Annotated in this window: 35 protein-coding genes; 30 read left to right on the top strand and 5 right to left on the bottom strand. The window is 62.1% G+C overall.

All coding sequences use genetic code 11. The annotated features are described in order from the left end of the window. The first annotated feature begins 2 nt into the window (after positions 1-2). The 23 genes from rplB (at position 3) to rplQ (ending at position 12,454) form a co-directional block, all read left to right on the top strand. Positions 3-842, top strand: coding sequence for a 50S ribosomal protein L2 (gene rplB, locus CWB41_RS15640; RefSeq protein WP_115836070.1), 840 nt, complete (start codon positions 3-5; stop codon positions 840-842). A gap of 4 nt (positions 843-846) precedes the next feature. Beyond that, entirely contained in the window at positions 847-1,125 is a 279-nt protein-coding gene (rpsS, locus tag CWB41_RS15635; protein ID WP_115836071.1) for a 30S ribosomal protein S19, read from the top strand. An 8-nt stretch (positions 1,126-1,133) separates the two neighbouring features. Then, a complete protein-coding gene (rplV, locus tag CWB41_RS15630) occupies positions 1,134-1,526 on the top strand; it encodes a 50S ribosomal protein L22 (RefSeq protein WP_115836072.1) in 393 nt (130 codons plus the stop codon). A 10-nt stretch (positions 1,527-1,536) separates the two neighbouring features. Then, positions 1,537-2,265, top strand: coding sequence for a 30S ribosomal protein S3 (rpsC, locus tag CWB41_RS15625; protein WP_115836073.1), 729 nt, complete (start codon positions 1,537-1,539; stop codon positions 2,263-2,265). Positions 2,266-2,298: 33 nt separating this feature from the next. After that, positions 2,299-2,712 (top strand): 50S ribosomal protein L16, encoded by a 414-nt coding sequence (gene rplP / locus CWB41_RS15620; RefSeq protein WP_115836074.1) that lies wholly within the window; start codon positions 2,299-2,301, stop codon positions 2,710-2,712. 10 nt (positions 2,713-2,722) lie between these two features. After that, on the top strand, positions 2,723-2,932 hold the full coding sequence (gene rpmC, locus CWB41_RS15615) for a 50S ribosomal protein L29 (protein ID WP_115836075.1): 210 nt from the start codon (positions 2,723-2,725) through the stop codon (positions 2,930-2,932). A gap of 4 nt (positions 2,933-2,936) precedes the next feature. Further along, complete coding sequence (rpsQ, locus tag CWB41_RS15610; RefSeq protein WP_115836076.1) at positions 2,937-3,185, top strand: 30S ribosomal protein S17; 249 nt, start codon at positions 2,937-2,939, stop codon at positions 3,183-3,185. Between the two features lie 92 nt (positions 3,186-3,277). After that, positions 3,278-3,646 (top strand): 50S ribosomal protein L14, encoded by a 369-nt coding sequence (gene rplN, locus CWB41_RS15605; protein WP_115836077.1) that lies wholly within the window; start codon positions 3,278-3,280, stop codon positions 3,644-3,646. After that, entirely contained in the window at positions 3,646-3,963 is a 318-nt protein-coding gene (gene rplX / locus CWB41_RS15600) for a 50S ribosomal protein L24 (protein WP_115836078.1), read from the top strand. The genes rplN and rplX overlap by 1 nt, the downstream gene beginning before the upstream one ends. Beyond that, positions 3,956-4,651 carry a 50S ribosomal protein L5 gene (gene rplE / locus CWB41_RS15595; protein ID WP_115836079.1) on the top strand — a complete coding sequence of 232 codons (696 nt, stop codon included), beginning with the start codon at positions 3,956-3,958 and terminating at the stop codon, positions 4,649-4,651. Before rplX ends, rplE begins: the two co-directional genes overlap by 8 nt. A 52-nt stretch (positions 4,652-4,703) precedes the next feature. Beyond that, positions 4,704-5,009, top strand: coding sequence for a 30S ribosomal protein S14 (gene rpsN, locus CWB41_RS15590; protein ID WP_115836080.1), 306 nt, complete (start codon positions 4,704-4,706; stop codon positions 5,007-5,009). A gap of 10 nt (positions 5,010-5,019) precedes the next feature. After that, on the top strand, positions 5,020-5,418 hold the full coding sequence (gene rpsH, locus CWB41_RS15585; RefSeq protein ID WP_115836081.1) for a 30S ribosomal protein S8: 399 nt from the start codon (positions 5,020-5,022) through the stop codon (positions 5,416-5,418). Positions 5,419-5,437: 19 nt separating this feature from the next. Beyond that, entirely contained in the window at positions 5,438-5,971 is a 534-nt protein-coding gene (gene rplF, locus CWB41_RS15580) for a 50S ribosomal protein L6 (RefSeq protein ID WP_115836082.1), read from the top strand. A 48-nt stretch (positions 5,972-6,019) separates the two neighbouring features. After that, a complete protein-coding gene (gene rplR, locus CWB41_RS15575; protein WP_115836386.1) occupies positions 6,020-6,382 on the top strand; it encodes a 50S ribosomal protein L18 in 363 nt (120 codons plus the stop codon). Positions 6,383-6,446: 64 nt separating this feature from the next. After that, entirely contained in the window at positions 6,447-7,019 is a 573-nt protein-coding gene (gene rpsE / locus CWB41_RS15570) for a 30S ribosomal protein S5 (protein WP_115836083.1), read from the top strand. An 11-nt stretch (positions 7,020-7,030) separates the two neighbouring features. Next, positions 7,031-7,228 (top strand): 50S ribosomal protein L30, encoded by a 198-nt coding sequence (gene rpmD, locus CWB41_RS15565; RefSeq protein WP_115836084.1) that lies wholly within the window; start codon positions 7,031-7,033, stop codon positions 7,226-7,228. A gap of 8 nt (positions 7,229-7,236) precedes the next feature. Beyond that, complete coding sequence (gene rplO, locus CWB41_RS15560) at positions 7,237-7,722, top strand: 50S ribosomal protein L15 (protein WP_115836085.1); 486 nt, start codon at positions 7,237-7,239, stop codon at positions 7,720-7,722. A gap of 94 nt (positions 7,723-7,816) precedes the next feature. Further along, positions 7,817-9,154: a preprotein translocase subunit SecY gene (gene secY / locus CWB41_RS15555; RefSeq protein WP_115836086.1), complete on the top strand. Its 1,338-nt coding sequence runs from the start codon at positions 7,817-7,819 to the stop codon at positions 9,152-9,154. After that, positions 9,151-9,744: an adenylate kinase gene (locus tag CWB41_RS15550; protein WP_115836087.1), complete on the top strand. Its 594-nt coding sequence runs from the start codon at positions 9,151-9,153 to the stop codon at positions 9,742-9,744. Before secY ends, CWB41_RS15550 begins: the two co-directional genes overlap by 4 nt. 228 nt (positions 9,745-9,972) lie before the next feature. Next, positions 9,973-10,341, top strand: coding sequence for a 30S ribosomal protein S13 (gene rpsM / locus CWB41_RS15545; protein ID WP_115836387.1), 369 nt, complete (start codon positions 9,973-9,975; stop codon positions 10,339-10,341). Positions 10,342-10,466: 125 nt separating this feature from the next. Continuing rightward, the gene (gene rpsK / locus CWB41_RS15540) at positions 10,467-10,859 is read left to right on the top strand and encodes a 30S ribosomal protein S11 (protein ID WP_115836088.1); all 393 of its coding nucleotides are present in this window, start codon (positions 10,467-10,469) and stop codon (positions 10,857-10,859) included. Positions 10,860-10,909: 50 nt separating this feature from the next. Beyond that, on the top strand, positions 10,910-11,950 hold the full coding sequence (locus CWB41_RS15535) for a DNA-directed RNA polymerase subunit alpha (protein WP_115836089.1): 1,041 nt from the start codon (positions 10,910-10,912) through the stop codon (positions 11,948-11,950). 87 nt (positions 11,951-12,037) lie between these two features. Then, positions 12,038-12,454 carry a 50S ribosomal protein L17 gene (rplQ, locus tag CWB41_RS15530; RefSeq protein WP_115836090.1) on the top strand — a complete coding sequence of 139 codons (417 nt, stop codon included), beginning with the start codon at positions 12,038-12,040 and terminating at the stop codon, positions 12,452-12,454. A gap of 168 nt (positions 12,455-12,622) precedes the next feature. On the opposite strand, the gene CWB41_RS15525 is transcribed toward rplQ, so the two are convergent. Next, complete coding sequence (locus CWB41_RS15525) at positions 12,623-13,006, bottom strand: beta/gamma crystallin-related protein (protein WP_165204408.1); 384 nt, start codon at positions 13,004-13,006, stop codon at positions 12,623-12,625. Between the two features lie 213 nt (positions 13,007-13,219). Between CWB41_RS15525 and CWB41_RS15520 the strand changes: the two genes are divergently transcribed. Further along, positions 13,220-14,626, top strand: a complete 1,407-nt coding sequence (locus CWB41_RS15520) for a DegQ family serine endoprotease (RefSeq protein WP_425373455.1) — start codon at positions 13,220-13,222, stop codon at positions 14,624-14,626. 76 nt (positions 14,627-14,702) lie between these two features. Here CWB41_RS15520 and CWB41_RS15515 read toward each other — a convergent pair whose 3' ends face one another. Next, entirely contained in the window at positions 14,703-15,362 is a 660-nt protein-coding gene (locus CWB41_RS15515; protein ID WP_115836092.1) for a ParA family protein, read from the bottom strand. Positions 15,363-15,533: 171 nt separating this feature from the next. On the opposite strand from CWB41_RS15515, the gene CWB41_RS15510 reads away from it, so the two are divergent. Both CWB41_RS15510 and CWB41_RS15505 read left to right on the top strand, forming a co-directional pair. Continuing rightward, positions 15,534-16,841, top strand: a complete 1,308-nt coding sequence (locus CWB41_RS15510) for a replication-associated recombination protein A (RefSeq protein WP_115836093.1) — start codon at positions 15,534-15,536, stop codon at positions 16,839-16,841. 137 nt (positions 16,842-16,978) lie between these two features. Continuing rightward, a complete protein-coding gene (locus CWB41_RS15505) occupies positions 16,979-17,983 on the top strand; it encodes an RluA family pseudouridine synthase (protein WP_115836389.1) in 1,005 nt (334 codons plus the stop codon). Here the strand turns inward: CWB41_RS15505 and CWB41_RS15500 are convergent, their stop codons facing one another. From CWB41_RS15500 to ppc, 3 genes are read right to left on the bottom strand one after another with little or no spacing between them, the layout of a single operon-like run. Further along, positions 17,984-19,621 carry an NAD-dependent malic enzyme gene (locus CWB41_RS15500; RefSeq protein ID WP_115836094.1) on the bottom strand — a complete coding sequence of 546 codons (1,638 nt, stop codon included), beginning with the start codon at positions 19,619-19,621 and terminating at the stop codon, positions 17,984-17,986. Between the two features lie 47 nt (positions 19,622-19,668). Beyond that, positions 19,669-21,057 (bottom strand): class II fumarate hydratase, encoded by a 1,389-nt coding sequence (fumC, locus tag CWB41_RS15495; RefSeq protein ID WP_115836390.1) that lies wholly within the window; start codon positions 21,055-21,057, stop codon positions 19,669-19,671. A 21-nt stretch (positions 21,058-21,078) separates the two neighbouring features. After that, positions 21,079-23,859, bottom strand: a complete 2,781-nt coding sequence (gene ppc / locus CWB41_RS15490; RefSeq protein ID WP_115836095.1) for a phosphoenolpyruvate carboxylase — start codon at positions 23,857-23,859, stop codon at positions 21,079-21,081. Positions 23,860-23,985: 126 nt separating this feature from the next. On the opposite strand from ppc, the gene CWB41_RS15485 reads away from it, so the two are divergent. From CWB41_RS15485 to tatC, 4 genes are all read left to right on the top strand, one after another. Further along, complete coding sequence (locus CWB41_RS15485; RefSeq protein ID WP_115836096.1) at positions 23,986-24,783, top strand: ATP12 family chaperone protein; 798 nt, start codon at positions 23,986-23,988, stop codon at positions 24,781-24,783. Positions 24,784-24,906: 123 nt separating this feature from the next. After that, the gene (locus tag CWB41_RS15480) at positions 24,907-25,137 is read left to right on the top strand and encodes a twin-arginine translocase TatA/TatE family subunit (RefSeq protein WP_115836097.1); all 231 of its coding nucleotides are present in this window, start codon (positions 24,907-24,909) and stop codon (positions 25,135-25,137) included. 89 nt (positions 25,138-25,226) lie between these two features. After that, on the top strand, positions 25,227-25,637 hold the full coding sequence (locus CWB41_RS15475) for a Sec-independent protein translocase subunit TatA/TatB (protein ID WP_115836098.1): 411 nt from the start codon (positions 25,227-25,229) through the stop codon (positions 25,635-25,637). A gap of 18 nt (positions 25,638-25,655) precedes the next feature. After that, positions 25,656-26,441: a twin-arginine translocase subunit TatC gene (gene tatC, locus CWB41_RS15470; protein ID WP_115836099.1), complete on the top strand. Its 786-nt coding sequence runs from the start codon at positions 25,656-25,658 to the stop codon at positions 26,439-26,441. Positions 26,442-26,452: the final 11 nt, after the last annotated feature.

Below are 26,452 nucleotides of genomic sequence, written 5' to 3'. Positions count from 1 at the left end.
TCATGGCACTCAAGACATTCAAGCCCATCACGCCCGGCCTTCGCCAATTGGTGATTGTCGATCGTTCGGAGCTCTACAAGGGCAAGCCGGTCAAGCAGCTCACCGAGGGTAAATCCTCGAGTGGCGGCCGCAACAACAATGGCCGCATCACGGTGCGGTTCCGCGGCGGCGGGCACAAGCAGTCCTATCGCATCATCGATTTCAAGCGCCGCAAGTTCGATGTCGCGGCGAAGGTCGAGCGGATCGAATATGATCCGAACCGCACCTCGTTCATCGCGCTGATCCGCTACGCCGATGGCGAGCAGGCCTATATCATCGCGCCGCAGCGCATCGGCGTCGGCGACGAGGTGATCTCCGGCCAGCAAGTCGACGTGAAGCCGGGCAATGCCATGCCGCTCGCCTCGATGCCGGTGGGCACGATCATCCACAATATCGAGCTGAAGATCGGCAAGGGCGCCGCTCTGGTGCGCTCGGCCGGCAATTTCGCGCAAATCGTCGGCCGCGATCAGGGCTATGTCATTGTCCGCCTCAATTCCGGCGAGCAGCGCCTGGTGCACGGCCAGTGCTTCGCGACGGTCGGCGCGGTGTCGAACCCGGACCACATGAATGCCTCGCTCGGCAAGGCGGGGCGCAAGCGCTGGCTCGGCCGCCGCCCGCATAACCGCGGCGTCACCATGAACCCGGTCGATCATCCGCATGGTGGTGGCGAGGGCCGCACCTCCGGCGGCCGTCATCCGGTTACGCCGTGGGGCAAGCCGACCAAGGGCAAGAAGACCCGCTCCAACAAATCCACCGACAAGTTCATCGTGACTTCGCGTCACAAGAGCAAGAAGAAGGCTTAAAGCGATGGCACGTTCGCTTTCCAAGGGTCCGTTCGTCGACGGCTATCTGCTCAAGAAGGCAGATGCAGCGCGTACCTCGGGCCGTAACGAAGTCATCAAGATCTGGAGCCGCCGCTCGACGATATTGCCGCAATTCGTCGGCCTGACGTTCGGCGTCCACAACGGTCACAAGCATATCCCCGTCTCGGTGAGCGAGGACATGATCGGCCACAAGTTCGGCGAGTTTTCGCCCACCCGCACGTTCCACGGACATGCGGGCGACAAGAAATCCAAGAGGGCCTGAGGCGCATCATGGGCAAGCAACAAACGCCGCGTGCGTTGAAGGACAATGAGGCCAAGGCGGTGACGCGGATGATCCGTGTCAGCCCGCAGAAGCTGAACCTCGTTGCGCAACTGATCCGCGGCAAGAAAGTGGAGCGGGCTCTGGCCGAGCTTCAATTCTCGCGCAAGCGTATCGCCGCCGACGTCAAGAAGACGTTGGAGAGCGCGATCGCGAATGCGGAAAACAATCACAGCCTCGATGTCGACGATCTTGTCGTCGCCGAGGCGTTCGTTGGCAAGGGCCTGGTGCTCAAGCGGTTCTCGCCGCGGGCGCGCGGTCGCGCCGGGCGGATCGAGAAGCCGTTTTCGAATTTGACGATTGTCGTGCGCGAAGTCGAAGCGCCGGCGCAGGCCGGGGCCTGAGGAGCGAGCAATGGGACAGAAAGTCAATCCAATCGGGCTGCGCCTCGGCATCAACCGGACGTGGGATTCGCGCTGGTACGCCAATAAGGGCGAATACGGCAAGCTGCTGCACGAGGACATCAAGATCCGTGAGCTTCTGCTCAAGCTGTTGAAGCAGGCGGCGGTGTCGAAGATCATCATCGAGCGGCCGCACAAGAAATGCCGCGTGACGATCTATTCGGCGCGCCCTGGCGTCGTCATCGGCAAGAAGGGCGCCGACATCGACAAGATCCGCAAGGCGGTGTCTAAGCTTACCGACTCGGAAGTCGTCATCAACATCGTCGAAGTGCGCAAGCCCGAGATCGATGCGACGTTGATCGCCGATTCGATCGCCCAGCAGCTCGAGCGCCGCGTGGCCTTCCGCCGCGCCATGAAGCGCGCCGTGCAATCGGCGATGCGTCTCGGCGCCGAGGGCATCCGCATCAACTGCTCCGGCCGTCTTGGCGGCGCGGAGATCGCGCGTCTCGAATGGTATCGTGAGGGCAGGGTGCCGCTGCATACGCTGCGCGCCGATGTCGACTATGGCACTGCGACGGCGCACACCGCTTATGGCACTTGTGGCATCAAGGTGTGGGTGTTCAAGGGCGAAATCCTTGAGCATGACCCGATGGCGCAGGATAAGAAGCTGGCCGAGCAGGATCATGGCGGCGGCGGTGGTGGCGGCGATCGTGGTCGCCGGCGCGACCGCGACGCGGCCTGAGACTTTGCGAAGAGAATTTTGAAAGACTGAACCATGTTGCAACCCAAGCGCACGAAGTTCCGCAAAGCTTTCAAGGGCCGTATCCACGGTGCCGCGAAGGCGGGCTTCAATCTCGACTTCGGCGAATACGGCCTGAAGGCGCTGGAGCCCGATCGCGTCACCGCGCGCCAGATCGAGGCGGCACGCCGCGCCATGACGCGCCATATGAAGCGCGCCGGGCGTGTCTGGATCCGCATCTTCCCCGATCTTCCGGTGTCGAAGAAGCCGGTCGAAGTGCGTATGGGTAAAGGCAAGGGCGCGCCGGAATTCTGGGCTGTGCGCGTCGCGCCGGGCCGGATCATGTTCGAAATCGGCGGCGTACCGACGGAACTCGCGCGCGAAGCCTTGACGCTGGCAGCGGCCAAGCTGCCGATCAAGACGCGCTTCGTGCAGCGTATCGCGGAATAGGAAGAGCGCAATGAAGAGCAAGCAACGCCTTTCGGACTTGCGCGTCATGTCCGACGATCAGCTGGAACAGGAAGCCTTGGGCCTCAAGAAGGAGCAGTTCAACCTGCGCTTTCAGCGGGCGACCGGGCAGCTTCAGGATACGACGCGGGTGCGCATCGTGCGTCGCGACATTGCGCGGGCGAAGACGATCGCTACCGAACGCGCCAAGAAAAAGGTTTGAGACTATGCCGAAACGCGTTCTCCAGGGCGTCGTCGTCAGCGACAAGCAGAATAAGACCGTTGTGGTGAAGGTCGAGCGTCGCTTCACCCACCCGCTGCTCAAGAAGACGGTGCGGCGGTCGAAGAATTATCACGCCCATGACGAGGCCAATAACTCGAAGGTCGGCGATACCGTGCTGATCGAGGAGACCCGGCCGATCTCGCGGCTCAAGCGCTGGATCATCGTCGATAGCGCGGCGGCTCCGACGAGTTAAGGCATGGTCCCGCAAGGGATCGTGTAAGGAATAAGGCAAACTCAGGCGAAGTCCGGTGACGGAAACCTGTCTGATAGGAAAGGCTGAAGGCCATGATACAGATGCAGACCAACCTCGACGTCGCCGATAATTCCGGCGCGCGCCGCGTGATGTGCATCAAGGTGCTTGGCGGTTCGAAGCGGAAATATGCTTCGGTGGGCGACATCATTGTCGTCTCCATCAAGGAGGCTATCCCGCGCGGCCGCGTCAAGAAGGGCGACGTCATGAAGGCGGTCGTCGTGCGCACCGCGAAGGACATCAAGCGGCCCGACGGTTCGGTCATCCGTTTTGATTCCAACGCGGCGGTACTGATCAACAATCAGTCCGAGCCGGTCGGCACCCGCATTTTCGGGCCCGTGCCGCGCGAGTTGCGCGCGAAGAACCACATGAAGATCATTTCGCTCGCGCCGGAGGTTCTGTAATGGCCGCGAAGATTAAAAAGGGCGACAAGGTCGTCGTGCTCGCTGGCCGCGACAAGGGCCGTGCGGGCGAGGTGCTGCAGGTGCTGCCGAAGGATGGCCGCGCGGTCGTGCGCGGCGTGAACATCGTCAAGCGCCACCAGCGCCAGACGCCGAGCCAGGAAGGTGGCATCATCTCCAAAGAGGCCACGATCCATTTGTCCAACCTCTCGATCGCCGATCCGAAGGACGGCAAGGCGACGCGGGTTGGTTTTAAAATTCTCGACGACGGCCGCAAGGTCCGCGTTGCCAAACGTTCGGGAGACCTGATCGATGGCTGAGCCGAAGACCGAAAAAGGCGCGCCGAAGGCCGCCAAGAAGGACGCCAAGAAAGACGTTAAGTCGGCCAAGGGCGGCGAGGGCGCGTCGGCGAAGGCGCGTGGCCGCGACGCAGCGCCGGCGCAGGATTTCGTTGCGCCGACGGATTATGTGCCGCGGCTCAAGAAGCATTATAACGAGGTCGTGCGCGACCAGCTCATCAAGGAATTCGGCTATAAGAATCCCCTTGAAGTGCCGGTGATCGACAAGATCGTGCTCAATATGGGCGTCGGCGAAGCGGTCAACGACACGAAGAAGGTTGCTTCCGCCGCAGCCGATCTTGGGTTGATCGCGGGCCAGAAGCCGATCGTGACCCACGCCCGCAAGGCGATCGCGACCTTCAAGGTGCGCGAGAACATGCCGATCGGCGCCAAGGTGACGTTGCGCAAGACGCGGATGTATGAATTTCTCGATCGTCTCGTCACGATCGCGTTGCCGCGGATACGCGATTTCCGCGGCTTGAACCCGAAGAGCTTCGACGGCCGCGGCAATTATGCGCTCGGCATCAAGGAGCATCTCGTGTTTCCGGAAATCGATTACGACAAGGCGGAGAGTCTTCTCGGTCTCGACGTCATCGTCTGCACGACCGCTAAAACCGACGAAGAGGCGCGCGCCCTTTTGCGCGCATTCAACTTCCCGTTCCGGCAGTGAGGCCAATTTCTCGTTTGACTGGCCTCAAACGCGGGACCAAGAGGTAGACCACATGGCTAAAAAGAGTTCGATTGAGAAGAACAAGCATCGCGAGAAGCTCGTCAAGCAATATGCGGCGCGCCGTAAGCGGCTGAAGACCCTGGCCGAGGATCAGACCCTCACCGCCGAGGAGCGTTTCGCCGCGCGGCTGAAGCTGGCGGAATTGCCGCGCAATTCGTCGGCGGTGCGCATTCGCAACCGTTGCGAAGTTTCCGGCCGTCCGCGTGGCTTCATCGGCAAGATGAAAATGTCGCGTATCGCGGTCAGGGATTTGGGCTCGCGTGGCCAGATCCCCGGTCTTGTGAAGTCGAGCTGGTAAGGAGCGCCGCATGTCTGTGAACGATCCGCTCGGCGATATGCTGACCCGCATCCGCAATGCGCAATTGCGCCGCAAGGGCAAGGTGAACACACCGGGCTCGCGGCTGCGCGCCCACGTGCTCGATGTGCTGACCCAAGAGGGCTATATCCGGGGCTATTCCTCGACGGAATATGGCAACGGCCGCACCGAGTTCGAAATTGAACTCAAGTATTACGATGGTGAACCGGTCATCAAGCAGCTTGATCGCGTCTCGAAGCCTGGCCGGCGCGTCTACGCGGCGGTGGCCGAGATGCCGCAGGTCGCCAACGGCCTCGGCATCACCATCGTCTCGACATCGAAGGGCGTGATGGCCGACCACTCGGCGCGCGATGCGCATGTGGGCGGCGAAGTGCTCTGCAAAGTCTTCTGATTAAGCTAGGATTGAGATCATGTCCCGCGTCGGAAAAAAGGCCGTGGTTCTACCGGCTGGCGTTACCGCCAAGGTCGAAGGCCAGACGATCGCCGTCAAGGGCGCGAAGGGTGAATTGCGCTTTGTGGCTCCGGGCGATGTCAACGTCAGCTTCGCTGATAATCAGATCACTGTTGACCCTCGCAACGAGACCAAGCGCGCCCGCGCGCTTTGGGGCACGACGCGCGCGCAGGTGAACAGCCTGGTCGTCGGCGTCACCAAGGGTTTCGAGAAGAAGCTCGAAATCAACGGCGTCGGCTACAAGGCTGCCGTCGCCGGCAAGAATCTGCAATTGTCGCTCGGCTACAGCCACGACGTGACCTATGCGATCCCGCAGGGCATCGCGATCACGACGCCGAAGCCGACCGAAATCACCATCGTCGGCATTGATAAGCGCCAGGTCGGGCAGGTCGCTGCGGAAATCCGTGCGTTCCGTCCGCCGGAACCCTATAAGGGCAAGGGCGTCAAATATTCCGACGAATTCATCTTCCGTAAGGAAGGCAAGAAGAAGTAAGGCAATTTTTCGCATGAGCCTGCCGGGGTCATGCGCGAGGAGCGGATTATGGCGAAGGATTTAAAGACAGAAGCGCGTCGCCGCGCCCGTGTCAGGCGTGCGGTGAAGGCACGGGCTTATGGTAAGCCCCGCCTGTCGGTGCATCGTTCGTCGAAACAGATCTATGCTCAGATCATCGATGACGGCGCCGGGCGCACGCTCGCTTCAGCCTCGACGCTGGAGAAGACCAATCGCGAGGCGCTGAAGACCGGGGCCTCGATCGAGGCGGCCCGCGAGGTCGGCAAGCAGATTGCGGCCCGCGCCCTCGAGGTGGGGGTCAAGGAGGTCGTCTTCGACCGCGGCGCTTACGTCTATCATGGCCGCGTGAAGGCGCTGGCCGAAGGCGCCCGCGAGGCAGGACTGACGATTTAATCCATTCGGAAGCGAGCGGCGGCATAGCGCCGGCCGCGCAAGTGACGAAAGAACGGAAAAGAATATGGCACGCGAAGGTGAAGGCGGCGGCCGCGGCCGCGAGCGGGATAGGGAAGACAGCGAATTCGTGGATCGTCTGGTCCATATCAATCGCGTCGCCAAGGTGGTGAAGGGCGGGCGTCGCTTTGGCTTCGCCGCGCTCGTCGTTGTCGGCGATCAGAAGGGCCGCGTCGGCTTCGGCCACGGCAAGGCGCGCGAGGTTCCGGAAGCGATTCGCAAGGCGACGGAAGCCGCCAAGCATTCGTTGATCCGCGTGCCGCTGCGCGAAGGCCGCACGCTGCATCATGATGTGACCGGCCGCCACGGCGCGGGCCGCGTCGTTCTGCGCGCCGCACCGGCCGGTACCGGTATCATTGCCGGCGGCCCGATGCGCGCCGTGTTCGAGACGCTCGGCATGCATGACGTCGTTGCCAAGTCGCAGGGTTCGTCCAATCCCTACAACATGGTCCGCGCGACCTTTGATGCGCTTCAGCACGAAGATTCGCCGCGTGCCGTCGCTGCCCGCCGCAGCCTGAAGGTTTCGACCTTGCAGGCACGCCGCGTGGGTGGCGAGGCCGAAGCCGCAGCCGAGGCGTAAGGAAGTTCGCTATGACCAACACTGCGAAATCAAAGCTCGTCGTCGAGCAGATCAAGAGCCCGATCGGCCGTCCCGCCGTGCAGCGCACGACGCTCATCAGCCTCGGCCTCAACAAGCTCGGCCGCCGCGCCGAACTCGCCGACACACCGGCGATCCGCGGCATGATCGATAAGGTCGCGCATCTCGTGCGCATCGTCGAGAACGCGTGAGGACAATCATGAAACTCAACGAAATCACCGACAATCCCGGCGCCACGAAAGCGCGGATTCGCGTCGGCCGCGGCATCGGCTCGGGCAAGGGCAAGACCGGTGGGCGCGGCGTCAAGGGCCAGAAGGCGCGGACCGGCGTCGCTATCAAGGGCTTTGAAGGCGGCCAGATGCCGTTGCATCGTCGCTTGCCGAAGCGCGGTTTCACACCGCCGTCCAGCAAGAATTATAACGAGGTCAACCTCGGCCGCATCCAGGAAGCGGTCTCCGCCGGCAAGCTCCCGGCGGATGCTGCGGTGACGATCGAAACGCTGCTCGCAGCGGGCGTCGTCACCAAGCGGCGCGACGGCGTGAGGATTCTTGGCGTCGGCGAAATCAGCGCCAAGCTCGCCTTCGAGGTTGCCGGAGCGTCGAAATCGGCTGTCGCCGCCATCGAAAAGGCGGGCGGTTCAGTCAAGCTTCTCAATGTCGTGGCTGAGGCCGCGGCTGAGGCCTAAGCGTCGGTTGCGGGGGAGCCTCGGGCTCCCCACATCTCGGGCTTAAGGTCATTCTCGGGATTGGGCGGCGCCGGGCGCGCCAGCGGAGTACCTCATGGCATCGGCCGCGGAACAGCTTGCAGCTAACGTCAATTGGGGCGCTTTCGCCAAAGCCGACGAACTGAAGAAGCGTATCTGGTTCACACTCGGCGCGCTGATCATCTACCGGCTCGGCACTTATATTCCGCTGCCGGGTATCGACCCCGAAGCTTTCGCGCGCGCCTTCAACGGCAATAGCCAGGGCGTCCTGCAGCTCTTCAACATGTTCTCGGGCGGCGCTGTGCAGCGCATGGCGATCTTCGCCCTGAACATCATGCCCTATATCTCCGCCTCGATCATCATCCAGCTTCTGACGAGCGTTTTTCCCTCGCTCGAATCGCTGAAGAAGGAGGGCGAGGCCGGGCGCAAGATTCTCAATCAATACACGCGCTATCTCACCGTGGTGCTGGCTGCCTTCCAGGCCTATGGCATCGCGGTCGGCTTGCAGGGGCAGGCCGGCATTGTCACCAATCCCGGCATCTTCTTCACGCTGTCGACGACGATCACGCTGACCGGCGGCACCCTGTTCCTGATGTGGCTTGGCGAACAGATCACCTCGCGCGGCATCGGCAACGGTTCCTCGCTCATCATCTTCTCGGGCATTGTCGCGGCTTTCCCGGCGGCGATCGTCCATACGCTCGAACTCGGGCGGCAGGGCCAGCTTTCGACCTTCTTGATCCTCGCTGTCCTGGTGGTGGCGATCGCGGTCATCGGCTTCATCGTCTTCATGGAGCGCGCGCAGCGGCGGCTCATCATCACGTATCCGAAGCGCCAGCAGGGCAATAAGACGTACGACCGGCAGACCTCGTTCTTGCCGCTGAAGCTCAATACGTCGGGTGTCATTCCGCCCATCTTCGCCTCTTCGCTGCTGCTGTTGCCGACGACGATCGCCAATTTCTCCAGCCACGGCGGCGCCGGCGGCGGAATCCTCGCGACGATCTCGCTTTATCTCGGCCACGGCCGGCCGCTCTATATGATCCTTTATGTCGTGCTGATCGTCTTCTTCGCGTTCTTCTACACGGCGATCGTCTTCAATCCGACCGAGACCGCCGAGAATCTGAAGAAACATTCCGGCTTTATCCCCGGCATCAGGCCCGGTGAGCGCACTGCACAATATATCGACAAGGTCTTGATGCGGATTACCGTTCTCGGCGCCGGCTATCTCTGCCTCATCTGTATCCTGCCGGAGCTTCTGGTCTCCTATGCCGCCATGCCGTTTTATTTCGGCGGCACCTCGCTCCTGATCGTCGTAAGCGTTATGATGGACACCGTGGCGCAGATCCACGGCCACCTTCAGGCGCATCAGTATGAAGGTCTGGTCAAGAAAGCCAGATTGAGAGGGAAGAAACGATGAGGCTGATTCTGCTCGGACCGCCCGGAGCAGGCAAGGGGACGCAGTCGGCACGCCTCGTAGAGAAATATTCCATCCCGCAACTTTCGACCGGTGACATGCTGCGTGCGGCTGTCGCGGCCGGTACGCCCATCGGCCTTAAGGCCAAGGCGGTGATGGATGCAGGTGGGCTCGTCTCCGACGATATCGTTCTCGGCATCATCGCCGACCGGATCGACCAGGCGGATGCGGCCAAGGGCTTCATCCTCGACGGGTTTCCGCGCACGGTGAAACAGGCCGAGGGACTGGACAGATTGCTCGCCGACAAGGGGCTACGGCTCGATGCCGTAGTCGAGCTCAAGGTCAACGAGGCCGAGCTTCTGGGCCGCATCGGCAAACGGGTCGAGGAAACGCTTGCGGCGGGCGGGAAAGTCCGCGCCGACGACAATCCCGAGGCCTTCAAGACACGGCTCGATGCCTATCGTGAGCTGACCGCGCCGGTCTCGGCCTATTATGCCAAACGGGGCGAGTTGAGAGCGGTCGATGGCATGGCGCCGATCGCGGCGGTCAGCGGGGCGATCGACGAAGCCATCGCGGCGAGCCAGAGGGTCTGAAGCGGTGCGAAATTGGCGGTTAAAGCGCTGATTTCGCCGCAATTTGGTGTTGACGGGGCGGTCGCGAGCCACTAGGTAGAGCGTTCCAAGCCGAAATGATCGGATCCGGTCCGCGTGGGCAACCATGCAAGGGCCGGTTTTGCATTATCAGCTTCCCCGCAAGGGCCGGCCTCCACCGGACGCGGGAATTTCCTTCGCCGCCATAGCGCGGCAGACATGGAGAACATTGTGGCACGTATTGCCGGCGTAAACATTCCGACGAACAAGCGCGTCGTCATCGCCCTTCAATATATTCACGGGATCGGTCCCAAGAAGGCGCAGGAAATCATCGAGAAGGTGCATATTTCGCCGGAGAGGCGCGTGCACGATCTGACCGATGCCGAAGTTCTGCAGATCCGCGAGACGATCGATCGCGATTATCAGGTCGAAGGCGATCTGCGTCGCGAAGTGTCGATGAACATCAAGCGGCTGACTGACCTTGGCGCCTATCGCGGCTTGCGTCATCGCCGCCAGTTGCCGGTCCGCGGCCAGCGCACGCATACCAACGCCCGCACCCGTAAGGGCAAGGCGAAGCCGATCGCCGGCAAGAAGAAGTAATCGCCACTTCGGCACGATCCCTCTCCGGGCCGGCATAGTGCTGTCCGGGGTTGCGTTGAAATTCTGACGTTTAAACCAAGAAGCCCTAGCGCCTGGCATTACGGGCGCGCTGGAAGGACAGAGAAATGGCAAAAGAAGCAAACACACGCGTCCGCCGCCGAGAGCGCAAGAACATCGTCTCAGGCGTGGCGCATGTGAATTCCTCGTTCAACAATACGATGATTACCATCAGCGATGCCCAGGGCAATACGATCTCCTGGTCGTCGGCGGGAACGATGGGGTTCAAGGGTTCGCGCAAGTCGACGCCCTACGCCGCGCAGATGGCGGCGGAGGACGCTGCACGCAAGGCGGCCGAGCATGGCATGCGCACGCTTGAAGTCGAAGTGTCCGGTCCCGGTTCCGGCCGTGAATCGGCGCTACGTGCGCTGCAGGCCGCGGGCTTCACCGTCACCTCGATCCGTGACGTGACGCCGATTCCGCACAACGGCTGCCGCCCGCGCAAGCGCCGCCGCGTTTAATTGTTTCAACTGTGCAAGGCCTCCGGCGCTGATTCAGCCGGGGGCTGTATATGCCCCCCAATGAGGATGCTCTCGTGATTCAGAAGAACTGGCAGGAGCTCATCAAGCCGAACAAGCTCGAAGTCGTCGCCGGCGACGATCCGAAGCGGCTTGCCACCATCATCGCCGAGCCGCTCGAACGCGGCTTCGGCGTTACCCTCGGCAATTCGCTGCGGCGGATTCTTTTGTCGTCGCTGCAGGGCGCGGCGATCACCTCGGTGCACATCGACGGCGTGCTGCACGAGTTCTCGTCGATCCCCGGCGTGCGCGAGGACGTGACCGACATCGTCCTCAACATCAAGGACATCGCGATCAAGATGCAGAGCGAGGGTCCGAAGCGCATGGTCTTGAAGAAGACCGGCCCGGGCAAGGTGACCGCCGGCGATATTTCGACGGTTGGCGATGTGCAGGTATTGAATCCCAATCTCGTCATCTGCACGCTCGACGAAGGCGCCGAGATTCGTATGGAATTCACGGTCAACACCGGGAAGGGCTATGTGACCGCGGATCGCAACCGCAGCGAGGATGCGCCGATCGGCCTCATCCCGGTCGACAGCCTTTATTCGCCGGTGCGCAAGGTGAGCTATCGCGTCGAGAACACCCGCGAAGGGCAGATCCTCGATTACGACAAGCTCACTCTGCAGATCGAGACCGACGGCTCGGTTTCGCCCGAGGATTCGGTCGCTTATGCGGCGCGCATTCTTCAGGACCAGCTCAATGTCTTCGTGAACTTCGAGGAGCCGCGCCGCGAGGAAGTGGCGCCGTCCATCCCCGAGCTCGCCTTCAACCCGGCGCTGCTCAAGAAGGTGGACGAGCTGGAGCTTTCGGTGCGTTCGGCCAATTGCCTGAAGAACGACAACATCATCTACATCGGCGATCTGATCCAGAAGACCGAGGCGGAGATGTTGCGGACGCCGAACTTCGGTCGCAAGTCCTTGAACGAGATCAAGGAAGTGCTCGCCCAGATGGGTCTGCACCTCGGCATGGAAGTCACCGGCTGGCCGCCGGAGAACATCGACGAACTCGCCAAAAGGTTCGAAGAGCATTATTGAGTAACAGAGCCCTCTTCCTCGGAAGAGGGCCGTTGATAACAACACCCGGCCGTACCTTGGCACGGCGGCCGCATAAGGAGACTGGCCATGTATCACGGTCGCGCAAAGCGCCGCTTTAACCGCACGCACGAACATCGCAAGGCGATGTTCGCCAATATGTCGCAAGCTCTTATCAAGCACGAGCAGATCGTCACGACGCTGCCGAAGGCGAAGGATCTTCGTCCGGTTGTCGAAAAGCTTGTCACGCTCGGCAAGCGCGGCGATCTGCACGCCCGCCGCCAGGCGATCTCGCAGATCAAGGATGTCGATCTCGTTCGCAAGCTCTTCGACGTGCTCGGCCCCCGCTACAAGGCCCGCAACGGCGGCTATACGCGCGTTTTGAAGGCCGGCTTCCGCAAGGGTGACAATGCGGCGCTCGCGGTGATCGAATTCGTCGATCGTGATGTCGAGGCCAAGGGCAAGGATTCCGGGCCGGTTCTGGAAGCGGCTGCCGCCGAGGCCTGAGCGCTTGGCGCAGTCGCCGGCGGTATGGGATGGCTTTTATTTAGAGGGGGCGGCGCTGAGTGTCAGCGCCGCCTTTTTCTATTGTCGCGACGGCGATACGAGTCTGGGCTGTATCGACCGCTGGAACATAATATCCGGCGCGAGAACGCCGGTCTGCGGGCTAGACGCTCAATGCGCGCGGGCGGTAACCGTATGCTCTTTCTTGATCGTAAGGTTCACGGGTGCGGGTGTGGTTAAGCTCACTGGAATCCATACCCCATTGACCAATTCCATCGGCCGCAACCCGGTGATGTTGTCGTTCGATCCCGCACCGAGCACATCGGTGACGCTCGGATAGGCCCCGGGCCCAAGGATCGCGGGTGTTTGGTTCAACGGATAAGGGTGTTCCCACATGTAGTCCTTGAAGAACTCCCAGTAGCCGTCGACGATATAGAACGAACTGATCGTGTCGTTGAACCCGCCATCCATGTTTTGCAGGTTTTCGCGGCCCTGGAAGATATGTTTGTGGTCGCCGAGAAAATCGGCATCTTTGAAAATAATGATGTGGGGCATAATTCGTGCTCCTTCGTAATTATGACGAGGTCTGTCCTCATCACGGTACGGATTGGGCCTCGCCCTTTCGAAAATGGCTGTGATAAAAATCACCGGGACTGCGGCGTCAGGCGCACATTTGAACCCTTGTGACGAAAGCTTTGCGGCAGGTAATTGGTTTCGCTTTAGTCTGTTCGCCGTCATCAGCGCCAGGATGGAGATCGCATGACAAAGATGTTTCGAATCGGGATCATGTTAACTGTAATGCTTGGCACGGCAGTCGTCGCAGCGCCTCTCGCGGCGGAGCCAGCCGTGCCGACCTCGGTAGCGGAGATCAACCTTTCGTTCGCACCGATCGTCAAGAAGGTCGCGCCGGCCGTCGTCAACGTCTATGCCTCGCGCACCGACTCCCAGCCGCGTAATCCGCTCTTCAACGACCCGATCTTCCGCCATTTCTTTGGCGACGGCGATTCCGAGGAAGGCCGTCCCGGCGGCCCGACTGCGCAATCGCTTGGCTCGGGCGTCTTGATCGATCCCAGCGGTCTCGTCGTCACCAATTATCATGTCATCGCAGGCATGACCGACGTAAAGGTGGCGCTCTCCGACCGGCGCGAGCTTGAAGCCACGATCGTCTTGCGTGATCAGCGGACCGATCTCGCCGTGTTGCGGCTGAAGGGAAAAGGGCCGTTCCCCTTTATGGAGTTTGACGATTCCGACAAGCTCGAAGTTGGCGATCTCGTGCTCGCCATCGGTGATCCCTTCGGCGTTGGCCAGACTGTGACTCAGGGCATCATCTCGGCGCTGGCGCGGACGGAGGAGGGCATCTCGCACTACGGCTTCTTCATCCAGACCGACGCAGCGATTAACCCGGGCAATTCCGGCGGCGCACTCGTCGATATGCGCGGCCGCCTCATCGGCATCAATTCGGCGATCGTGTCTCAGACCGGCAGTTCGGTCGGTATCGGCTTTGCGATCCCCTCCGATATGGTGAAGGTGGTTGTCGCCACGGCCAAGAGCGGCCGAACGGAAGTGCGGCGGCCGTGGCTCGGCGCCGGCCTGCAGAATGTGTCGCGGGAAATCGCCGATTCGCTCAATCTCGATCGGCCCGCCGGCACGCTCGTCACCGACGTCACGCCGAAGAGCCCCGCCGAGGCCGCCGGTCTAAAGCAGGGCGATTTGATCGTCTCCGTCGATGGCCAGCCGACGGATGATGTCGAAGCTTTCAGCTACCGCTTCGCGACCGCGCCGCTCGGCGGCAAAGTCACCTTGTCGATCGTTCGCGACAGCAAGCCGCTGACGCTGGTGCTCAATGCCGAACCGGCCCCGGATCTGCCGCGCGATCCGGTCAAGATCGCCGGCTCCTCGCCCTTCGCCGGCGCGACGGTTATCAATATCTCGCCGGCGGTCGCCGAGGAATATTCGCTGGATGCTGCCCGGCAGGGCGTTGTCATCAGCGATGTCGATGAAGAATCGCGCGCTGCGGCGCTGAACCTGCAAAAGGGCGACGTCATCATCACCGTCAACGACAAGAAGATCGAGACGACGCACGATCTCCAGCAGGCGACGACCGGCGATCATTACTTCTGGAAGATCAGCATCGGCCGCGGCAATCAGATCATCACCACGGTGATCGGCGGCTAGTCGTCGCTACGAGCAAATACGAAGCAATCCGGCGCAATTGGATTGCTTCTGCTCCCCAGCGATGAGCCGAGACGCGCTACGCCGCGCGGCGGGCGCCTTTTTCAGCGTGCTTGAGGCGGCTCAGACGCCGCTTCAGTGACGACCAAAGGTGGCGCACTTCCTCGGCGGCCTTGCCCTCGGTATCGATCTCGGTCACGCCCATGCCCTCGCGCGCGGCTTCCTGATAATCGACGCGGGCGACGACGAACGGGCGCAGCAGGCCACCCATCGCTTCGACAGCCGCGGCGCCGTCGCTGACGCGCTGGCTCTCCTGCAAAGGGGGGCACTGGTTGAGCACGAAGGCGTAGTCCTTGCTCAGGGTCTTGAGTTTGCCGCGTGTGGCTTCGCTCGCCCAGATGTCGAAAATGGTCGGCCGGGCAGGGATCAGGCAAAGGTCGGCGGCGCGCATGGCGGCATCGGCTGCGGGCGAGTCGGTGGCGGGCGTGTCGACGATGACGAGCGTGACGCGGCCGCGGGCGAGCGCCGCGATCGCCGCCTCAAGCTTGGCCGCCATCACCGCCTCGACCGGCATGTTCTTGTCCTGGCGGCGATGACCCCATTTGAGCAACGATTTCTGCGGGTCCATGTCGATGAGAAAGACGCGCTCGCCGGCTTCCTGCGCGGCGACGGCGAGGCAGGCAGCCAAAGTGCTCTTGCCGGACCCGCCCTTTTGGTTGACCAGTGCGACCACACGCATATTACGAAGCTCCCACGATTCGGTGAAATTATACTTGCTTTCAATTCTCATCGAAACGTTAACTGGCTGATAAAGATTTGCATTTGGCGCTCGCATCAGCGCGGGAATTATTCCGCGCGCGAGCCAATTTGCTCTTCATTTCCGGGGCTTTCGCGCCCAAATTGAAGCGATATGTCCGATCTTTTTGCTGCTGCTCATTTGTCCGATCAAGCGCCCCATCCGCTGGCTGACCGGCTACGCCCGCGCCACCTCGATGAGGTCGCGGGGCAGGATCACCTTTTGGGGCGAGACGGCGCGCTGACGCGGCTGATCCGCGCCGGCTCGCTTGGCAGCCTGATTTTCTGGGGACCGCCCGGCACCGGCAAGACAACGGTCGCCCGGCTGCTGGCGCAGGAGACGAAGCTCGCCTTCGTGCAGATCTCGGCCATCTTCTCCGGCATCGCCGAGCTCAAGAAGGTCTTCGAGGAAGCGCGCAAGCGCCGCGCCATCGGGCAAGGCACGCTTCTCTTCGTCGATGAAATCCATCGCTTCAACCGCACGCAGCAGGACAGTTTCCTGCCCGTCATGGAAGACGGCACGATCACTTTGATCGGCGCCACGACCGAGAATCCGAGCTTCGAGCTCAACGCCGCGCTGCTTTCGCGGGCGAGGGTGCTGACTTTCCGCGCCTTGGACGAGGCGGCGCTTGAAAAGCTGCTGGTTCGGGCGGAGACGGTCGAGGGCAAGCCTCTGCCGCTGACCCCTGAAGCGCGCGAGACCTTGCTGCGCATGGCCGATGGCGACGGCCGCGCCGTACTGACGCTCGCCGAGGAAATCTGGCGGGCCGCGCCCCCGGAACCGCTCGATGTTGCCGCTTTGACCGAGATCGTGCAGCGCCGCGCGCCTATTTACGACAAGGCGCAGGAGGGCCATTACAACCTCATCAGCGCGCTGCATAAATGCGTGCGCGGCTCCGACCCCGATGCGGCGCTCTATTACCTCGCGCGAATGCTCGACGCCGGCGAGGCGCCGCTGTTTATCGCCCGCCGTATCGTCCGCATGGCGATCGAGGACATCGGAATGGCCGATCCGCAGGCGCTCGTCGTCGCCAATGCGGCCAAGGACGCCTATGACTTTCTCGGCTCGCCGGAGGGCGAACTGGCGCTCGCCAACGCGCTGATCTATGTCGCGACCGCGCCGAAATCGAACGCCGCTTATCGCGCCTATGGTGCCGCCAACCGTCTCGCCAAGGAACATGGCTCGCTGATGCCGCCGAAGGTGATCCTCAATGCGCCGACGAAATTGATGAAGTCGGAAGGCTATGGCTCGGGCTATGAATACGACCATGATTCGCCCGAAGCCTTCTCGGGCCAGGATTATTGGCCGGAAAAGCTCGGCCGGCAGAACATTTACAAGCCGGTCGAACGCGGCTTCGAGCGCGAGATCAAGAAGCGACTCGAGTATTGGGAAAAGCTGAGGAAGGAACGGGAGAGGTCGTGAGTCAAAAACAAGCGCCATTGCGAGCGAAGCGAAGCAATCCGGAAGCAAAGGCTGGATCGCTTCGGAGCGATGCGCCTCGCGATGACGCGATTCATGGCTCTGTCCAAACCCTGCAAGTCACCGAAGACGAAGAGGGCATGCGGCTCGACCGCTGGTTCAAGCGGCGCCTGCCGACTCTCTCGCTGTCGCATCTGAACAAGATCGTCCGCACCGGCCAGGTGCGCGTCGATGGCGGCCGGGTCAAGACGGCGACGCGGCTCGCCGCTGGCCAGAAGGTCCGCGTGCCGCCGGTCGACGTGGCGCCGCCGCCAGCGAAACTGCAGGTGATCTCGGAAGCCGATCGCCGCGCCATCCGCGATATGATCCTTTACGAAGACAAGGATCTGATGGTCCTCAACAAGCCCTTTGGCCTCGCGGTGCAGGGCGGCTCGGGGACCAAGCGCCATATCGACGGCATGCTGGCCTCGCTCGCCGATGAAAAGGGTGAGCGTCCGGTGCTGGTTCACCGGCTCGACCGTGACACGTCGGGCGTCTTGCTTGTCGCCAAATCGCGCGGCATCGCCGCCAAGCTCGGCGAGATTTTCCGTTCACGTCAGGCGCAGAAAATCTATTGGGCGCTCGTCGAAGGCGTGCCGAAGCCGGCGCAGGGGCGCATCTCGCTTTTTCTGGCCAAGGGCGAGGGCATGGGCGATGCACGGGCCGACGCGAAAGCCCAGAAGGATCGCAGCGGTTTGGAGAAAATGCGCATCGCCAAACATGGCGATGAGGATGCGCAGCATTCCGTCACTTATTATGCCGTGGTCGACAAAGTCACGCCGCGGCTCGCCTGGCTGTCGATGAAGCCGATCACCGGCCGCACGCATCAATTGCGCGCCCATGCCGAGGCGATCGGCCATCCGATCATCGGCGACCCGAAATATTCCGGCGCTGCGAATGATCCGCGCCGGCACGATCCCGCGCGGCAAATCCCCGACGCCGTCGAGCACAAGCTGCATCTTCTCGCGCGCCGGCTCGTATTGCCGCACCCGCGCGGCGGCACGCTTGACGTGACGGCGCCGCTGCCGCCGCATATGCAAAAGAGCTTCGAGCTCTTCGGCCTCGACGTGAAGCAGTACGACCCGATCGAGAATGCGCCGGAATAGTCAGACCGCGAAGGCGGGATAGACCGGCTTATAGGCGCAGGCGCGGATATGGGTGGAGATGTCGGCGGGGCGTGGCACGCCGGCGAGATCGTGATCATAAATATATTCCGCGACGCGCGTGGCGACATGCAGTGAGGCTTCGAGGATTTTGCTCTGCGGCGGATAGATCAGCCCATCCGCGAGATTCTTCTCTGTCACCTGTTCGGCGACCGCCTTGGCCGCGACGATGAACATCTCCTCCGTCACGCGCTTCGCCTCGGTGGCGAATATGGCCATGCCCATCGCCGGGAAGATATAGACATTGTTGCCCTGGCCGGGCGTGAAGCTCTGGCCTTCGATCTCGACCGGCGGAAACGGACTGCCGCTGGCGAAAATGGCGCGGCCCTGCGACCAGCGATAGGCTTCCTCCGCCGTGCATTCCGAGCGCGAGGTCGGGTTGGAATAAGGAAAGATGATCGGTCGCTTATTGATGTCGGCCATCGTCTCGATGACGGACTGATTGAACAGTTTCGGCACGGTGCTGACGCCGATGATGCCGGTCGGCCGCAGCTCCTTGATCGCATAGACGAATTTCGTGATCGGTGCATGTTCGAGCGCGAACGGACGCTGAAAATCGGCGAGGTCGTTGCGCGAGCGGACGACGAGCCCGTTGATGTCGAAGAGCACGTTGCGCGCCCGCGCCGCCTTGAGGTCGAGCCCCTCCAGCGCCATCGCCTGGCTGATGAGCTCGGCGATGCCCGTCGCGGCCGAGCCGCCGCCGAGGAAGAGGAAACGCTGCTCGGTCAGCTTCTGCTTTGAAATCCGCAGCGCCGCGAAGACGCCGGCCAGCGCCACGGCCGCTGTGCCTTGAATATCGTCGTTATACGTGCAGATCTTGTCGCGATAGAGCTCGAGGATCGGCACGGCGTTGAAATTGGCGAAATCCTCCCATTGGATGCAGCACTTGGGATAGAGCTCCTGCACCGCCTGAACGAATTCATCGATGAAGGCGGCATAGTCCGCGCCGCGCACGCGCTTCTGGTTGAGGCCGAGATAGAGCGGGTCTTCGAGCAATTCGGGATTGTTGGTGCCGACATCGAGCGTGATCGGCAGGCAATATTGCGGCGGAATGCCCGCGCAGGCCGTGTAGAGCGAGAGCTTGCCGATCGGAATGCCCATGCCGCCGACGCCGAGATCGCCGAGGCCGAGGATTCGTTCGCCATCGGTGACGACGATGAAGCGCACATCCTTCTGCGGCCAATGGCTGAGCAGTTCTTTGAGCCGCCCGAGCGCCGTGATCGGCAGATAGAGGCCACGCGGAATGCGAAAAATCTGGTCGAACTTCTGGCAGGCTTCGCCAACCGTTGGCGTGTAGACGATCGGCATGAAGGTCGCCGGGTCCGACATCAGGATCGCGTAATAGAGCGTCTCGTTACGCGCCTGAAGGTCTGACAGAAACATGTATTTCTGCAGATTGTTGTCGAGGTTGGAGAGCTCTGCGTGGATGCGGGCCATCTGCAATTCGAGTGTCACCGGCCGCGGCGGCAGCAGCCCTTCGAGATGATAGGCGCGGCGCTCGGCTTCGGTGAAGGCGGTGCCTTTGTTGAGCCGCGGCGTGCGGAGCAGCTCATAGCCGACGGTTGCAGGTTCCGTGGACATTGTTCAGTTCCAAATTCGTTCGCATTGAATCGATCGGCGAGATGAGGTTACGGATTTATCATCTTTTTCGGATCGACCACACGATCAAAATCCTGACCGCTGATATAGCCAAGATGCAGAGCTGCGTCCTTAAGACTTAAGTCGTGCTCGGCCGCGTAATGGGCAATCTCTGCCGCCTTGTCGTAGCCGATCACCGGGCTCAGCACCGTCACGAGCATCAGCGAGTTCGCGACATATTCATCGATCTTCTTGCGGTTCGGCTTGGTGCCTTCGATGAGATATTTGCGGAAATTGGTGCAGCCGTCGGCGAGCAGGATGATCGACTGCATGAGATTGGCGATGATCAGCGGCTTATAGGCATTCATCTCGAGATGGCCGCCGGCGCCGCCGAAGCCCACCGCAACATCATTGGCCATCACCTGTACCGCGATCATGGTCAGCGCTTCGGCCTGGGTCGGGTTCACCTTGCCGGGCATGATCGAGGAGCCGGGCTCGTTCTCGGGCAGGATGAGTTCGGCAAAACCCGCGCGGGGTCCGCAGGCGAGAAGCCTTATATCATTGGCGATCTTGTAAAGCGAAACGGCGAGGGTGCGCAAAGTGCCGGAGAGCTGGACGAGCGCATCATGCGCGCCTTGCGCCGCGAATTTGTTCGGCGCGGTGGAAAAGGGCAGGCCGGTGAGGCGGGCGATCTCGGCCGCGGCCGCCGCCGCGAATGTCCGCGTGGCGTTGAGTCCGGTGCCGACCGCGGTGCCCCCGAGCGCCAGGGGATAGACGCCTTTCAACGCATCGTCGAGGCGAACGAGATCTTCGCTCAGCGCATGGGCATAACCTGACCATTCCTGGCCAAGCGTCAGCGGCGTCGCGTCTTGCAGATGGGTGCGGCCGATCTTGACGATGTCGCGCCACGCGCCTGCCTTGGTGGCGATGGCGTCGCGAAGCGCCGCGACGGCCGGCACGAGCCGGCTCTTCACATTGACGACAGCGGCAATATGCATCGCCGTGGGAAAGGCATCATTCGAGGATTGCGAGAGGTTGACGTGATCGTTGGGGTGGACCGGGTCCTTGCCGCCGAGCGGCTTGCCGGCGATCTCGGCGGCGCGGTTGGCGATCACTTCGTTGACGTTCATGTTGAACTGGGTGCCGCTGCCCGTCATCCAGACGTGCAGCGGGAACATATCGGCATGTTCGCCGGCGAGGATTTCGTCGCAGACCGCGACGATGCGCTTCGCCGTTTCGCTATCGAGCCGCCTCTCCGCCGCATTCACCGTCGCGGCCGCGCGCTTGATCAAGGCGAAGGCCGGGATGAGTTCCGGCGGCATGAGATCGCGGCCAATACTGAAATAAGCCAGCGACCTCTGCGTTTGCGCGCCCCAGAGCTTGTCGGCGGGGACATCGACCTCGCCGAGACTGTCTCTTTCGCGCCGGACCTCGCTCATGCCGTCCTCCGGCGGCATACGTTAGCCGCTGTTGCGCAGACCGGCGGAGATGCCGTTGATCGTGATCTGCACCGCGCGCAGGATCGATTCGTCCTGATTGTCCGCCGCGCGATGCAGCTTGAGCAATTCGACCTGCACATGGTTCAGCGGATCGAGATAGGGAATGCGCATCTTGAGCGAAGCGTCGAGCGCCGGATTGTCCTGCAGCAATTCCTTCTGGCCGGTGATTTTCAGCAGCGCATCGATCGAGGCCAGCCATTCGGCGCGGATGGCCTGGAAAATCTTGTCGCGTACCTTGCGGTCGGGAACCAGCTCGGCATAGCGCGAGGCAATGCCGATGTTGCTCTTGGCCAGCACCATTTCCATGTTGGAGAGCATGGTGCGGAAGAAGCCCCATTCCCGATACATGTCCTGCAGGAACGTGAGGCCGGTGTCCGGGTGCTTCTTGATCCAGGCCTTGAAGGCGGAGCCGAAGCCGAACCAGCCCGGCAGCATCAGGCGGCATTGCGCCCAGGAGAATACCCAGGGAATGGCGCGCAGGTGCTCGATCTTCCGTGTCTTGGTGCGCGAGGCCGGCCGGCTGCCGATGTTGAGCGTCGCGATCTCGGTGATGACGGTCGATCCCCAGAAATAAGCCTCGAACTCCGGGGTGTCGTAAACCAACGCCCGATAGGCGTTGAAGGCAGAGCCTGAAAGCTCTTCCATCGCGTCGAGATATTCCTCGCGCGGGGCGTGCGCCTCCGGCATCAGCAACGACGCCTCGAAGGTCGCGGCGACGAAGGTTTCGAGATTGCGCCGGCCGACATCGGGATTGGAATATTTCGATGAAATGATTTCGCCCTGTTCGGTGACGCGAATCTGGCCGCCCACCGCGCCGCTCGGTTGGGCGAGGATCGCCTCATAGGCCGGGCCGCCGCCGCGGCCGACCGAGCCGCCGCGGCCGTGGAAGAGGCGCATCTTCACCTTATGCCGCTTGAAAGTTTCGACCAGACCGATCTCGGCTTTGTACAATTCCCAGCCCGAGGTGACGAAGCCGCCATCCTTGTTGCTGTCCGAATAGCCGAGCATGATCTCCTGCGTATCGCCGCGGCTTTCGACAAGGCGGCGGTAGGCCGGCTGGCTGAAGGCCCTTTCCATGACAGCGGCGCAATTGCGCAGATCCTCGATCGTCTCGAACAGAGGCACGATGTCGATCTTGCTCTTGCCGTCCGGCGCGACGAGGCCGACTTCCTTGAGAATGACCGCGAGTTCGAGCATGTCGGAGACCGATTCCGCCTTCGAGATGATGCTCGTGCGGATTGCCTCGGTGCCGTAGATCGCGCGCGCCTCGACGGCGGCCTGGAAGATCGCAAGTTCCTTGCGGGTTTCATCCGAATAGGAAAAGAACGGCGAGATCAGCGGACGGACTTCGTTCAGTTCCTTGACGAGGAGGGCGACCCGCTCGTCCTCGCTGCGGGACGTATAGTCTGTGCCGGGCGCCACGGCGTCGAGCAATTCCGCAATCATGCGCTCATGCACATCGGAATTCTGGCGCAGATCGAGCGTGGTGAGATGGAAGCCGAAACAGCTTGCCGCGCGCCGCAGCGCGCGCAGGCGTCCCCGCGTCAGAAGCTTCGAGCCATGCAGCTTCAGCGATTGATCGATGATGTGCAGGTCGCGGCGGAATTCGTCGGCATTGTGATAGGCGGGCATGGCCTCGCCGGCGCGCTTGACCGGATAATGCTCGTCGATCGCGCTGATATTGGCCGCGATCCGGCCGCGGATGGCGGTTACAGCGCGGCGATAGGGCTCCGCCATCCGGTGCGGGGAGGAGTCGGGTGAACTCGCGGCGAGTTCGCGCAATTCGTCAGTCACCTCGACAATCTCGGCGCTCACCGAAAGCTCGGTGCCGAGTTTGTCGAGCTCGTCGAGATAGAAGGCAAGGATGCGCTCGCCATGCATGCGCGTGGTCGCGCGCACGACCTCCGCATCGACATAAGGATTGCCATCGCGGTCGCCGCCGATCCAACTGCCGAGCCGCAGGAAGGAGCCGATCGGCGCCTCTTCCAGCGAGGCATCATAAGCACGGACCTGCCGCTCGACCTGCTGATAGAGCCGCGGCACTTCCCGGAGGAAGGTATAGTCGTAGTAGGCCAAGCCGTTGGAGACTTCGTCGCGGACATTGAGCTTGGTGCGGCGCAGCAGGCTCGTCTGCCAGAGAATGAGGACGGCGCGGCGGATCTTGTCCTCGATCTCGGTTTCCTCGTCCGGCGACCATTCCTGGCGGTCGCGACGCTCGAGAAGATGTGCAATCGCCATCTCGCGCGACATGGTGCTCTTGCGCCGCACCTCCGTCGGATGGGCGGTGAGGACCGGGACCATAAAGGCGTTGTCGAAGAAATCCTGCAATTGCGGGGCGGTGATGCCGGCCTCGTGCGCACTGGCGAGGGCGCGGGCCAATGTGCCGGGCTTTGCCGGCTGGTTGGCGATAGCGTCGCGCCGCATCCGGCGGATCTGGTTCTGATCCTCGGCGATGTTCGAGAGGTGCGAGAAGTAGGAATAGGCGCGCACGATCTGCACGGATTGTGCGGGCGTCAGCGATTCGAGGATGGATTCGAGCTTACGCCGCGCCCCTTCGTCGCCGTCGCGATGGAAGCGCACAGAATTCTGGCGAATGGCCTCGACGAGGTCGAAGATATCCTCCCCCTGCTGTTCGCGCACCGTGTCGCCAAGGATACGGCCGAGGAGGCGGATATCGTTTTTGAGCGCGCGATCGGGTTCGCGGTCCGCGGAAAATTGGGTCCTGGCGGTTTCCTTGTTCATCGTTCGCTCCCGTCGTTCCCGTGGTTCTGGCCCCATCTATAGCCTCTGGCGCAGGGCCATGCTGGCTATTTTTCGCCGCCGTAGCGCGACATTTCACCCCCGGCCATTCTGCGTTAAAGAACGTCTATGCGTGAGGACCTTACCACCCCCCCGGCTGAGCCGAGCGACCCGATCGCGCTGGCCCGCCGCGATATGCAAAAACCGCTGCCGCAACGTTTCTACAAGGAAGTGGGCATCGCCCCCTCTGGGACCGGCTTCGCTCTCGTCCTCGACGGCCGCGTGGCCAAGACCCCGGCCAAGAGCGAGCTGGTTCTGCCTAGCGCGGCACTTGCTGAGGCGGTCGCTGGCGAATGGCGCGCGCAGGGCGACAAGATCGATTTCGCCACGATGCCGCTGACCCGGCTTGCCTTCACCGCCATCGACGGCGTCGCGCATCAAATGGACGCGGTGATCGACGAAATCGCCAAATATGCCGAAACCGATCTCGTTTGCTACCGTGCCGCGGAGCCCGCGAGTCTTGCCGAGGCTCAGGCGGCGGCGTGGGACCCGGTTCTGGATTTTGCTGCGGCGCAACTCGGCGCACGGTTCTTTTGCGCCGAGGGCGTGGTTTTCGTCGCCCAGCCACCCGAGGCGAGGGCGGCGGTCAGGGCGCGGATCGCCGAGATTGCCGCCGGGCCGGCGGCACCGTTTCTTCTAGCCAGCCTTTCTGTGATGACGGCGCTGGCCGGCTCCATTCTCATCGCCCTGGCGCTGGCGGAGGGGTCTCATAGCCTCGACCAAGCCTGGGCCGCCGCCCATGTGGACGAGGACTTCCAGGTCCGGCAATGGGGAACGGACAGCGAGGCTACGGCCCGGCGTAGCCGGCGTTTCGCCGATATGGCGGCGGCGGAGACCGTCTGGAAGCTGAGTCAGGCGCCTCACTAATCAAGCGCTCTGCTAACCACGTGCCTGCCTTGGCGGCGTAAAAAGGGCGGGAAATGCGCGCTATCCTTGTTTTCGCCCAGCTAGGGGCTTAGGTTCCGGCCAGAGTGAAAATGGAGATCCGCAATGGGATCGTTATCGATTTGGCACTGGCTGATACTCGGTGCCGTCGTGCTTCTGCTGTTTGGCGGCAAGGGCAAGATTTCCGACCTGATGGGCGATTTCGCCAAGGGCATTAAATCCTTCAAGAAGGGTCTCGCCGACGAGGAGACGCCGCCGACTGCGGCGCCGCAATCGCTCGACCATCGCCCTTCTGTCGAGGCGACTCCGGCGTCCCAGTCGCAGAAGGCGAGTTGATCTCTTCAGGCAATTGGACAGCTTTCGGACGGAAAACCGGTTTCCACTTTTCCTGAAGGCGGTCTCGAGGAATGTGAGCGAAAGCCCCGATGTTTGAATTCGACGCCGGTAAGCTGATCATCATCGCGATCGCGGCGCTTATTTTCATCGGCCCGAAGGATTTACCGCGCGTTATGCGGCAGGCGGGGCAGGCGCTCGCCAAGCTGCGCCGCATGGGAGCCGAATTCCAGGCTCAGTTCATGACGGCGATGAATGAGGCCGGCGCCGAGGATTTGAAAGCTGACGTCAACAAATTGACCGAGAGCGCCAAGATAGACCTCGGTTTCGATCCGTTGCAAACGGCCAACAGCGAAATCGCAAGTGTCATGCGGCAGGTCGAGGCGCCGGTCAAAACCGTTCCTGTGGAAGTCGCGGCGCTTCCGGTCGCTGCCGTTTCCGCGCCTGAGATTAACGAAGCTGCACCCGAGACTGCGCCTGTGGCCCGCGCCGCCAATGAATGATCTGCGTTGAGCCCCTCCATGACCGACGCCGATATCGAGGCGACACGCGCCCCGCTGATTGACCATCTGATTGAATTGCGTGCGCGTCTCATCAGGGCGCTTCTCGTCTTCGTCGTGATGTTTATCGTCTGCTTCTTCTTCGCCAAGGGCATCTACAACATCCTGCTCATTCCTTATGAGCGCGTGGCGGGGCCCGGCGCGAAGCTCATCTACACGTCGCCGCCGGAATATTTTTTCACGCAGGTCAGGGTGGCTTTCTTCGCTGCCGCTTTTCTTGCCTGTCCGGTGATCCTGGCGCAGATCTATGCTTTCGTCGCGCCTGGCCTCTACAAGCAGGAGCGGCGGGCTTTCGCGCCTTATCTTTTTGCGACGCCGGTCTTCTTTCTGCTCGGCGCTTTGCTCGTCTATTTCGTTGTCCTGCCAAATCTGCTGACCTTCTTCCTCGGCATGCAGCAGGCGGCGCAGCCGGGGCGGGCGCAGATCGAACTGTTGCCGCGCGTCAGTGAATATCTATCGCTGATCATGACGCTGATCTTCGGCTTCGGCGTGGTGTTCCAATTGCCGGTGGTGCTGACGTTGCTCGGCCGCGTCGGCCTCGTCGATGCTCCTTTCCTGCGCCGCCAGCGCCGCTATGCCGCCGTGCTCGTCTTCGCCGCCGCCGCGATCCTGACGCCGCCCGATGTCTTCTCCATGTTGGCCCTTGCCGTTCCGGGCCTGCTCCTCTACGAGCTTTCGATCGTCTCGGTCGCCTTCATCGAGAGGCGGCGCGCCGAGGAGGCGGCCAAGGCGGCGGCCGGCACCTGATTTTCGAGTTC

It is taken from the genome of Methylovirgula ligni (assembly GCF_004135935.1).
Lineage (GTDB): Bacteria > Pseudomonadota > Alphaproteobacteria > Rhizobiales > Beijerinckiaceae > Methylovirgula > Methylovirgula ligni.
The sequence above is the reverse complement of the archived record's forward strand: the minus strand, read 5'-3'. Positions and strand labels throughout refer to the sequence as shown.